Annotated in this window: 6 protein-coding genes; 4 read left to right on the forward strand and 2 right to left on the reverse strand. The window is 43.8% G+C overall.

Annotation, left to right across the window (positions count from 1 at the left end; genetic code table 11):
- Positions 1–43: 43 nt before the first annotated feature.
- Positions 44–352 carry a hypothetical protein gene (locus NMG86_RS08890; RefSeq protein WP_026797475.1) on the reverse strand — a complete coding sequence of 103 codons (309 nt, stop codon included), beginning with the start codon at positions 350–352 and terminating at the stop codon, positions 44–46.
- A 123-nt stretch (positions 353–475) separates the two neighbouring features.
- On the reverse strand, positions 476–1,993 hold the full coding sequence (locus NMG86_RS08895) for an Eco57I restriction-modification methylase domain-containing protein (protein WP_052338678.1): 1,518 nt from the start codon (positions 1,991–1,993) through the stop codon (positions 476–478).
- 163 nt (positions 1,994–2,156) lie between these two features.
- On the opposite strand from NMG86_RS08895, the gene NMG86_RS08900 reads away from it, so the two are divergent.
- The 4 genes from NMG86_RS08900 (at position 2,157) to NMG86_RS08915 (ending at position 12,238) form a co-directional block, all read left to right on the forward strand.
- Positions 2,157–2,669 (forward strand): DUF8696 domain-containing protein, encoded by a 513-nt coding sequence (locus tag NMG86_RS08900; protein ID WP_026797476.1) that lies wholly within the window; start codon positions 2,157–2,159, stop codon positions 2,667–2,669.
- A 10-nt stretch (positions 2,670–2,679) separates the two neighbouring features.
- Entirely contained in the window at positions 2,680–5,769 is a 3,090-nt protein-coding gene (locus NMG86_RS08905) for a TIGR03032 family protein (protein ID WP_071783076.1), read from the forward strand.
- Positions 5,770–5,841: 72 nt separating this feature from the next.
- Complete coding sequence (locus NMG86_RS08910) at positions 5,842–11,982, forward strand: FG-GAP-like repeat-containing protein (protein ID WP_499103676.1); 6,141 nt, start codon at positions 5,842–5,844, stop codon at positions 11,980–11,982.
- 61 nt (positions 11,983–12,043) lie between these two features.
- Positions 12,044–12,238 carry a hypothetical protein gene (locus tag NMG86_RS08915; protein WP_026793602.1) on the forward strand — a complete coding sequence of 65 codons (195 nt, stop codon included), beginning with the start codon at positions 12,044–12,046 and terminating at the stop codon, positions 12,236–12,238.
- The last annotated feature ends 36 nt before the right edge of the window (positions 12,239–12,274 follow it).

Below are 12,274 nucleotides of genomic sequence, written 5' to 3' on the forward strand. Positions count from 1 at the left end.
ACTGAAGAGACTGGAGCATACTATAAGAAAATCGAATTAACTTCTAACCATCTTGTAATATTTCATTTTGGCGAAATAAGTTGTCGTCAAACACCTCGTTAGGGACAATACCTTCTGCATGGTAAGTCTCGCCGTTGACTTCAATTGCCAGCTTGCTACTACCCTCAACATAAGAAAAATCAATCCGCCTGTTTTTGCCCGTGCTGTCAATGAAAGTGCGTTGAGGGATGATGTAGCCTATTTTTGTGCCAAGCAGAGTCCACAGGAATTCATCAACGAAGAGGCGTTCGCTCTCTTGAGTAATGCGAGATCCGAACTCAGCATAATAACCATCTTTTGTTAACTCAGGCATGGACGGTAGTTTCAAATCTTGACCTTTTAGAGCATACCACTTTTCATTGTCTGATTCTTAAGAGTTTAAATATTATCAGGAGAACATTTTTAACCGCTTAAAGTATGATTTGGTCTTGTCTTTTCATGATATTTTAGCACCATATACATCATAAAAGTATTCATTCAATTTTTGCAAATCTTGATCATTAATAATATTAGACTTAGATAATATAACCAGCCGCCCCACTTCTTTTAATATAGTTTCTAATAACTGTTTTTGTGGTATAATCAAGGGTATTTTCTTGATATAATTAGCGGAATTATTGGTGCTTATATTGATAGTTCTAATCAGATCATTACAAGCTTTACTATTAAAAAAACCCAGTAAATAGTAAATTAAATCCTGGTAATCTTGGCGGGGAAATATTCCCACAATAGACTGATCAAATAATCTACCATCAAGCAATGATCCCGTAATTGAGGAGGAGGATATCATCGGTACAGCAATTCCTTGACGGAAATAAAATTGAGAATTCTGAAATCTAGCTTTTTGCTTATTAGTAACTTTATAATCATGAACTGCTTTTTCTCCCCAGTCCATAAACCATTCTGATTGTTTGTAGAATCTTTGATTACCACCCTTGACAATAGGAACCCAATAACAATCATTTTTGATGCCATTCAGGGGCGGATTAATAGAAAGATTATCCCTACATATCTTATTATTCTCTACAATAGCATACTTTTTAGTCCCCCTAGTAACAGAGGGCGATCGCCTTAAATACTTACCATCATTACCCGAATAAAAACCCGTTACCACAAAACAAATATCACCTATTGTTAGATTATCGGAACTCAGAATTTGAGAAATCCAGTCTTTTGAAGACAGAAAAAAAGCCTGGGATGGATTGTTAATAAGCTGATGGTAGGAAAGTCTACAAACTTCATAATTTTTCTTGGTTTTGGTTAATAATTCTGTCAACTCTGACGGTGAATGCAGACCTTTATAAACAGGAAAATTATAGTCAATATTTGGTTTTTCCTTAACAATAGATATTATACTTAAACCCGCATAGCCAAAGTTGACACCCGGGAAAAAATCAGAAGGAAAAAGCGTGATTGATTCTATTTTATAATTACTAATAATTTCTTTTCGCAAACCTTGATGATGATGGAGTGATAAATAGGTATCTGGAATAATAAAAACCAGTCGTCCGTCCTGTTTCAATAATTCCAGCGTTTGAATTAAAAATAAACCGTAGGTTTCCTTAGCATATATATGGGGATATGCTTTTTTTAATTGTTTTCTTTTTTCCGGTGATTGATATGCTCCATAAGGGGGATTGGCAATCACTCTATCGAATTTTTTGTTAGTGTTTGCCAGGATAAAATCTTGATGTATAATCTCAATATTTTTTAAATCATTATATTTAATATTCAACTGATTTACAGCATCAATATTTAACTCATAGGCAGTAATTTCTGGAGTTAATTCCTGTTTTAATAACTCGTCAATAAACACACCCTCACCCGCACAAGGTTCAAGCACAGACATATTATTATCACATTCGAGAAGTCCTACCATATAGGAAGTAATATGATCACAATTCGTGTAATAGGATTGAAATTTATCTTGCTTTCTATTTGTGGGAGCTACCATGATTAAAAACTGCTATATTGATATTTTATAATAAATTCAGGACTTACGCAGGCACACTATATATAGTGTGCAGTAAGCCAGCGAACGCTGCCAATTGTTCAAGTATCTGCGCCAGCAATATAAAATTTACAGGACTTACGCAAGTACGCTATATATAGCGTGCTTGCGTAAGTCCCGTGTTACTAATGTTAATGACTTACCGACAGGAATAGTTAATATTACGGGTACAGCAACACAAAACCAAACCTTAACTGCAACCAATACCTTAGCCGATATTGATGGTTTAGGAACATTAAATTATCAATGGCAAGAGTCAGCAGATAATGGAGTTACCTGGACTGATATTAGTGGAGAAACTAATGATACTTTCACCTTATCTCAAGCACAAGTCGGGAAAAAAGTACAGGTAAAAGTTAGTTATACCGATGGACTAGGAACACAAGAAATCGTTAATAGTAGTCCAACTTCTGTTGTTACTAATGTTAATGATGCTCCTACAGGAACAGTTAATATTACAGGAACACCCGAACAAAACCAAACCTTAACTGCCACAAATACCTTATTTGGGTATAGTCTTACCTTGAGAGAATCCAACATTGCCGCTGTACTTTTAAAAAAATCTTGTTTTAAGATAAGATTTATTTGGTTTTTGTGCAACCTCTATCTACATCAATAAGCAATAACCTATGAGCACTCCCAAAACCCTAACTGTTCCTTACTCACGACACTTTCTGGAATGGCTGCACCAACACCAAGTCAGCGTCGCCCTGACTACCTACCAAACAAACCGCCTTTGTTTGATCGGAGTCCAACCTAACGGCCAAATTTCCACCCCCGTTTGGGAATTTGAGCGACCGATGGGACTTTATGTGACATCAGAACGCTTTTACCTCGCCACCCGCTATCAAATTTGGCGGTTTGAAAATATCCTCGAAAACGGGGAACTTTTACAGGATAAATATGATCGCGTCTACGTTCCTCGCGTTGCCTACACCACCGGAGATGTAGACGTACATGACCTTGTAGTTGATCCTCAAGGTAACATCATCTTTGCTAACACCGAATATAGCTGTTTAGCGACGCTCCATCCTCAACACAGCTTTACTCCTGTATGGCAACCGAATTTTATCAGCAAACTCGCCCCGGAAGATCGCTGTCACCTTAACGGGTTAGCCGCCCTTAACGGTATTCCCCGCTATGTAACGGCGGTTAGTCATTCGGATGTAGCATCCGGTTGGCGACATCGACGCAGTGATGGGGGAGTGGTGATTGATATTCAAACCAACGATATCATCGCTAGGGGTTTATCCATGCCCCACTCTCCCCGATGGTATCAAGGGAAATTGTGGTTACTCAACTCAGGAACAGGAGATTTTGGATACATCGAAAACGGGGAATTTGTTGCGGTTACATTTTGTCCGGGGTATGGACGGGGGTTAGCCTTTGTCGGAGATTTTGCCGTTGTGGGTTTATCTAAACCCAGAGATTATCATTTTTCCGGTTTATTACTGGGAGAAAAGCTGCAACAAAAACAAGCCGAAGCCCGTTGTGGCATCCTAATTATTGACATAAAAACCGGAAATATTGTCGAATGGCTAGACATGGATACCGAAGCCACAGAACTTTATGATGTGGCTATTTTTCCCCAAGTTCAATGTCCGATGTCCTTGGGTTTTAAAAGTGGGAATATTGCTAAATTAGTTACTATTGGGGGCTTTAAAAAAGTCAACAATAATTATAGTAATTATACTTCAAAAACCACCAATAAAATCAGATATGATTTACCCTTATTTTTGAGATTATTTCGCTCAGTTAACTGGCGAGAAGGGGAAAGATTAAGTGAAGCGATCGCCTGGATTTATATTCAGTTAAATAAACCGATAGAATTAGGACAAAATCAGCTTAATTTTTCCCATAAAAAAACTTCTAATAAAGAACAAGCCATTGCTAATTTTAATCAAGGTCAAGACTGGAAAAAGCAAGGAAAATTTGAACAAGCGATCGCTTGTTTTCAAAAAGCCATAGCAGCCGACCCAAATTATATTCCTGCCCATAATAATTTAGGAACCTTACTGCAACAGCAAAATCGCTTATCTGAAGCCATAACTTGTTATCAAAATGCTCTAAAAATTAACCCAAATTCTGCGTTAACCTTAACAAACTTGGGGTCAATCTACCTAATTGAAGGTCAATTAAATCAAGCTGAGGAGTTATTAAAACGCGCCTTGGAATTAAACCCTGAGCTTGTTCCAGCTTTATATAATTTAGGTTTATTGTATAAACAACAAGCCAAATTAGACGAAGCCATTCAGCTATTCCAAACCGCAGCTAAACACCAACGGAACTACGCGGATGCCTATTTTGAATTAGGGCAAATTTGGGAATTTCAGAGTCAATTTACCCTAGCGAAACTAGCCTATGAACGAGTGCAAAAACTCAACCCTAATGCTCAACATTTATTATCCCATATTGGTTTTGTGAAACTCAATCTTTGCGACTGGGAAAACTATGATAGTTTCATAGAACAATTAATTGATTCTACGACCCAATATATTCAGGAAGAAAACGGCGGTGTCACCCTCGCACCCTTTCAGTTAAACGCCCTTCCTATTCCTCCAGAATTATCTCTAGCAGTTGCTCAAAAACACGCCACCGCCATTGAGAAATCTGTTAACTCGAAAAAACCTCAATTCATCTATTCTCAAAAAAACGATAAATTGCGGGTGGGTTATGTTTCCCCAGATTTATGCAGTCACGCCGTCGGACGCTTAATTTCCCAACTCTTTGAAGCTCACAACCGAGACCAGTTTGAAATCTTTGGCTACAACCTATTAAATGTCAACGATGAAGTCACAGAAATGATTAAAAATGGCTGTGATCAATTTCGAGATATTTACCAACTTTCTGCCGTCGATGCGGCTCGCCAAATTAATGCTGATGGCATTGATATTTTAATAGATTTAGCGGGTTATACAGGTTACAGTAAAACGGAAATATTTGCTTATCAACCTGCACCTGTACAGGCGAGTTTTCTGGGATATCCCAATACAATGGGAGCGAATTTTATCCCCTACTTGCTAACGGATGAATGGGTTGTACCAGCAGATTTAGCTAAAAATTATAGCGAGTCAATCATCTATTTACCCCATCAGTTTATCTGTTCACCGATGGAGATTTCCAACAAACAAGTTAGTCGGGCTGAATTCGGGTTGCCAGAAGATAGTTTTGTCTTTGTTTGCTGCAACCGACACTTTAAAATTACGCCAGATTTATTTGCCGTTTGGATGGGGATATTACAGCAAGTTGAAGGCAGTGTTTTGTGGTTATCTTTGGCAGTAGAAGAGACCATGCAAAACCTCCGTCGCCGTGCTGGGGAAATGGGGGTAGCACCCGAAAGACTAATTTTTGCCCCCAAAATTCCCCATCCCGAATATTTAGCCCGCTTGCAGTTAGCAGATTTAGCCTTAGATACATGGATATATAGCGGGGGTTCCACCACTGTAGCAGCGTTGTGGGCGGGTGTACCCGTACTGACAAAACCTGGTTTGACCAACGCTTCCCGCATGGGGGCGAGTATTTGTGCCAGTGGCGGACTCCCAGAAATGATTGCTCACAGTGGGGAGGAGTACCAACAAAAAGCGATTGACTGGGCCAGCCATCCCCAGGAGTTGCAACAGTTGCGTCAACGGTTAAAGGCACGAGATGCGCCGTTATTTAACGTATCAGGGTTTGTCAGCCACTTAGAATCGGCATTTCGACAAATGGGAAACCGTTAACCCCCAACCATCAGAAACATCTTGATACCCATTAGGGATAAACCGACTACCCAATTAAAGGAAATTAAGAAAATGACTTCTAGTTTTAACTTTACCGAAAACACGAACATCTCCCTCACCGGTGTTTTCAGAAGTTCCGTCACCACAGCCGACTTTGACAAAGATGGGGACACCGATATCCTGCTCACGGGCTTGGATAGTTCTAGTAACCCCATCAGCAAAATCTATAGCAACAACGGCAGTGGCGGTTTTAGCGAAAACACGAACATCTCCCTAACTCGTGTTTCCTTTAGTTCCGTCACCACAGCCGACTTTGACAATGATGGGGACACCGATATCCTGCTCACGGGCCGGGATAGTTCTAATAACCGCATCAGCAAAATCTATAGCAACAACGGCAGTGGCGGTTTTAGCGAAAACACCAACGTCTCCCTCACCGGTGTTGCCGATAGTTCCGTCACCACAGCCGACTTTGACAAAGATGGGGACACCGATATCCTGCTCACGGGCCGGGATAGTTCTAATAACCGCATCAGCAAAATCTATAGCAACAACGGCAGTGGCGGTTTTAGCGAAAACACCAACGTCTCCCTAACTGGTGTTGCCTATAGTTCCGTCACCACAGCCGACTTTGACAAAGATGGGGACACCGATATCCTGCTCACGGGCCGGGATGGTTCTAGTTCTAATAACCGCATCAGCAAAATCTATAGCAACAACGGCAGTGGCGGTTTTAGCGAAAACACCAACGTCTCCCTCACCGGTGTTTCCAGTAGTTCCGTCACCACCGCCGACTTTGATAAAGATGGGGACACCGATATCCTGCTCACGGGCCAGGATAGTTCTAATAACCGCATCAGCAAAATCTATAGCAACAACGGCAGTGGCGGTTTTAGCGAAAACACCAACGTCTCCCTCACTGGTGTTGCCTTTAGTTCCGTCACCACAGCCGACTTTGACTCTGATGGGGACACCGATATCCTGCTCACGGGCCAGGATAGTTCTAATAACCGCATCAGCGAAATCTATAGCAACAACGGCAGTGGCGGTTTTAGCGAAAACACCAACGTCTCCCTCACCGGTGTTCGCTATAGTTCCGTCACCACAGCCGACTTTGACAATGATGGGCACACCGACATCCTGCTCACGGGCCAGGATAGTTCTAGTAACAGCATCAGCAAAATCTATAGCAACACCCTCAACCCCCCCACCTTCAGCAGTTTTGCTGGCCCGGTTGACACTACCAACGAAGATACAGAAGTCGAACTCACCTTTGCTGACTTCGCTGCCCAAGGAAATGAAGCGGATAATGGGGGGACGGTGGATGCCTTTGTTGTGAAAGCCGTCAGTAGTGGTACGTTAAGAATTGGGAGCGATGCCACCATCGCCACAGCTTGGGTTGCCGGGAGTAATGATACGATAGATGCCACGAAAAGAGCTTATTGGACACCGGATGCCAACGTTAACGGCACGGTCAATGCGGTTCAAGTGGTGGCTAAAGATAACGATCGTTTGCAGTCTCCTACCCCAGTCACTGCCCAAGTCACGGTCACGGCCGTTAACGATGCACCCGTATTAGCTAATACCAACTTCACCTATACCCTCACCACCATTAACGAAGATGATAGCACCTCTATTGGGGATGTTATCAAAGATATAATTCCATCTGGAAGTATTAAAGAAAACACCAACATCTCCCTCACCGGTGTTCGCTATAGTTCCGTCACCACAGCCGACTTTGACAATGATGGGGACACCGATATCCTGCTCACGGGCTCCCCTAGTTCTGGCCGCATCAGCAAAATCTATAGCAACAACGGCAGTGGCGGTTTTAGCGAAAACACGAACATCTCCCTCACCGGTGTTGCCAGAAGTTCCGTCACCACAGCCGACTTTGACTCTGATGGGGACACCGACATCCTGCTCACGGGCCAGGATAGTTCTGGTAAACCCATCAGCAAAATCTATAGCAACAACGGCAGTGGCGGTTTTAGCGAAAACACCAACATCTCCCTAACTGGTGTTGCCTATAGTTCCGTCACCACAGCCGACTTTGACAAAGATGGGGACACCGACATCCTGCTCACGGGCTACGATAGTTCAGGAAACACCATCAGCAAAATCTATAGCAACAACGGCAGTGGCGGTTTTAGCGAAAACACCAACGTCTCCCTCACCGGTGTTGGCTTTAGTTCCGTGACCACCGCCGACTTTGACAAAGATGGGGACACCGACATCCTGCTCACGGGCTCCTCTAGTTCTGGTAAACCCATCAGCAAAATCTATAGCAACAACGGCAGTGGCGGTTTTAGCGAAAACACGAACATCTCCCTCACCGGTGTTGCCTTGAGTTCCGTCACCACAGCCGACTTTGACAATGATGGGGACACCGACATCCTGCTCACGGGCTTCGATAGTTCATTTAACCCCATCAGCAAAATCTATAGCAACAACGGCAGTGGCGGTTTTAGCGAAAACACCAACGTCTCCCTCACCGGTGTTTCCAGTAGTTCGGTCACCACAGCCGACTTTGACTCTGATGGGGACACCGATATCCTGCTCACGGGCCGGGATAGTTCTAATAACCGCATCAGCAAAATCTATAGCAACAACGGCAGTGGCGGTTTTAGCGAAAACACGAACGTCTCCCTCACCGGTGTTTCCTTTAGTTCCGTCACCACAGCCGACTTTGACAAAGATGGGGACACCGACATCCTGCTCACGGGCTCCTCTAGTTCTGGCCGCATCAGCAAAATCTATAACAATCTTATCCCCATATCCGATGTAGACACCACCACCATCACCGAAGCCATTGCAATTACAGCCGCCGACAATAACGGCACTTGGCAATATTCCACCAACAACGGCACAACCTGGACAAACTTCCCCTCCGTCAGCGACAGTAACGCCCTATTATTAGATGCAGGGAATAAAGTTCGTTTCCAACCCAACACCAACTACAACGGGACTATTACCAATGCCCTCACCTTCCGGGCTTGGGATAAGTCCACAGGTACAGCCGGAAGTACAGCCGACACCAGCACTAACGGCGGGACAACAGCCTTTAGCAGTAACACCGCCACCGCCTCCATTGTGGTAACGGCCGTTAACGATGCACCTACCGGCACGGACAAAACCCTAACCTTTAACGAAGACAGTAACTATACCTTTGCTGCCACGGACTTCGGTTTTAGTGATGTAGACACCGGAAACACCCTAGCTTCGATAAAAATCACTCAACTGCCCACCGCCGGGACATTAAAACTCAACAGCACTGCTGTCACAGCTAACCAAGTGATCACTGCTGCGAATATTCCTAACCTACAATTTACCCCAGTTGCCAATGCCAACGGTAGCGGTTATGCCAACTTCAAGTTCACCGTTAATGACGGCACTCTTGATAGTGTGGCAGCTAATACTATTACTATTGATGTCACGGCCGTTAACGATGCACCCACAGGTAATGTTAGTATTACAGGGACAGCAACACAAAACCAAACCTTAACCGCAACCAATACCTTAGCAGACGCAGATGGTTTAGGAACATTAAATTATCAATGGCAAGAGTCATCTGATAATGGAGTTACCTGGACAGATATTAGTGGAGCAACTAATAATACTTTTGCCTTATCTCAAGCACAAGTCGGGAAAAAAGTACAGGTAAAAGTTAGTTATACTGACCTATTAGGGACAGTAGAAACCGTTAATAGTAGTCCGACTTCTCTTGTTGCTAATATTAACGACTTACCCACAGGTAATGTTAGTATTACAGGGACAGCAACACAAAACCAAACCTTAACCGCAACCAATACCTTAGCAGACGCAGATGGTTTAGGAACATTAAATTATCAATGGCAAGAGTCATCTGATAATGGAGTTACCTGGACAGATATTAGTGGAGCAACTAATAATACTTTTGCCTTATCTCAAGCACAAGTCGGGAAAAAAGTACAGGTAAAAGTTAGTTATACCGACCTATTAGGGACAGCAGAAACCGTTAATAGTAGTCCGACTTCTCTTGTTGCTAATATTAACGACTTACCCACAGGTAATGTTAGTATTACAGGGACAGCAACACAAAACCAAACCTTAACCGCCACAAATACCTTAGCAGATGTTGATGGTTTAGGAACCTTAAATTATCAATGGCAAGAGTCATCTGATAATGGAGTTACCTGGACAGATATTAGTGGAGCAACTAATAATACTTTTGCCTTATCTCAAACCCAAGTTGGGAAAAAAGTACAGGTAAAAGTTAGTTATACTGACCTATTAGGGACAGTAGAAACTGTTAATAGTAGTCCGACTTCTGTGGTTACTAATATTAACGATGCTCCCACTGCGACTCCTATCGGCAACCAAACCGTTAACGAAGATAGCAGTTTCAGTCTCAATATTACTAATAATTTCAGTGATATTGATGCAGGAGATAGTTTAACCTATACCGCCACCTTAGCCGATGGTACAACCTTACCCAGTTGGTTAACATTTAATAGCACAACCGGAGCCTTTACCGGAACACCGACTAACAGTGATGTTGATGCGTTGACTATTAATGTTACTGCTACCGATAAAAGTGGGGCAAGTATTAGTGATAGTTTCCTGTTGAGCATTATACCCACGCCAACACCGGAACCGACACCGGAACCGACACCAACACCGACACCAACACCGACACCAACACCGACACCGGAGCCAACACCGGAGCCAACACCGGAGCCAACACCGGAACCGACACCGACACCGGAACCGACACCGACACCAACACCGACACCAACACCGACACCAACACCGACACCAACACCGACACCAACACCGACACCAACACCAACACCAACACCAACACCAACACCGACACCAACACCGGAACCGACACCGGAGCCAACACCGGAACCGACACCGGAGCCAACACCGACACCAACACCGACACCAACACCGACACCAACACCGACACCAACACCGACACCGGAGCCAACACCGGAGCCAACACCGGAACCGACACCAACACCGACACCAACACCGACACCAACACCGGAACCGACACCGGAGCCAACACCGGAGCCAACACCGACACCAACACCGACACCAACACCGGAACCGACACCAACACCGGAACCGACACCGGAGCCAACACCGACACCAACACCAACACCGACACCGGAGCCAACACCAACACCAACACCGGAGCCAACACCGGAACCCACACCCACGTCAACACCGGAACCAACACCCAACTCCACTCGTGATTTTTATGAGCCTAGCAATTTCATTAAAACCCTTGATTTTCCTGCTTTAAAAACTAACACAAACTCCCCATCCCAGGTTTCCAGTAATGGCAATGAGGAGATCTCAGGTACAGCCGAATCTGATCAAATCTTTGGTAAAGACGGTGACAATAACATTGAAACCGGAGATGGCAACGACGAAATTAACGGCAATCAAGGGAACGACTATATCAATGCGGGCAAAGGCAAAGATCTAGTTTTCGGTGGCAAAGGCAACGACCAAATCGACGGCGGCGATGATGATGATGACTTGTTTGGCAACCTTGGTAACGATACCATTGCTGGAAATACTGGCAATGACTCGATTAATGGGAATCAAGGAGATGACCTGATTGATGGTGGTGATGGCAAAGATGAACTGTTCGGAGGTCAGAATAATGACTTTGTTAAAGGTGGTAATCAAGATGATATCATCTTCGGCAACCAAGGAACAGACCGACTCGAAGGAAACGACGGTGACGATACCCTCTTTGGGAACCAAGATAGTGATACAATCTCTGGTAACTCCGGTCAAGATCTAATCTATGGTGGTGCTGACAACGACCTGCTCGACGGCAACGACGGTGACGATACCCTTGGTGGCGGAGGAGGTAACGATACCCTTGGTGGCGGAGGAGGTAACGATCTTCTCACCGGAGGCCAAGGCAACGATATCTTAGTGGGGGCTGAAGGTGCTGATACTCTGACCGGAGGCGAAGGTAGTGACCGCTTTGTTCTGGTTTCGGGATTTGGCCCTGATACGATTACCGACTTTACTTCTGGGGTGGACATGATTGTCCTTGATGGCGGTCTCACCTTTGAACAACTAACTCTCACCCTGGTCAATGGTTCCACTCAAATTCAGGTCAATAATCAAATTCTCGCCACCCTGAATAACGTTAACCCTAACTTATTGACCTCTGATAACTTTACAACTTCTATCTTCTAAAAAAGCTTTAAGTTGTTTTCAATATTATTAGGCCATTAATTAATCAACTCAAGAGAAAACCATGAAAAAGCAACCCCCGATGAATCAAAAATCCCTTCTCTGGGTACTATTTCGTCGGTTGAAAATCAACCTTATTTTGCCAAATCAGGGATACTCAAATGGGGGAATTGATGAACATAATTCGGTTCAAAGCCATAAACTTCGATATTTACCCTTCTGCCTAACTGAAGAATATAGTCATCTATTTTATCTGTAATGTCAATATTCTCCCACCGTCCAACCTGCTCCTAAG

Origin of the sequence: Planktothrix rubescens CCAP 1459/22, assembly GCA_904830895.1 — a bacterium.
Classification (GTDB): Bacteria; Cyanobacteriota; Cyanobacteriia; order Cyanobacteriales; family Microcoleaceae; genus Planktothrix; species Planktothrix agardhii.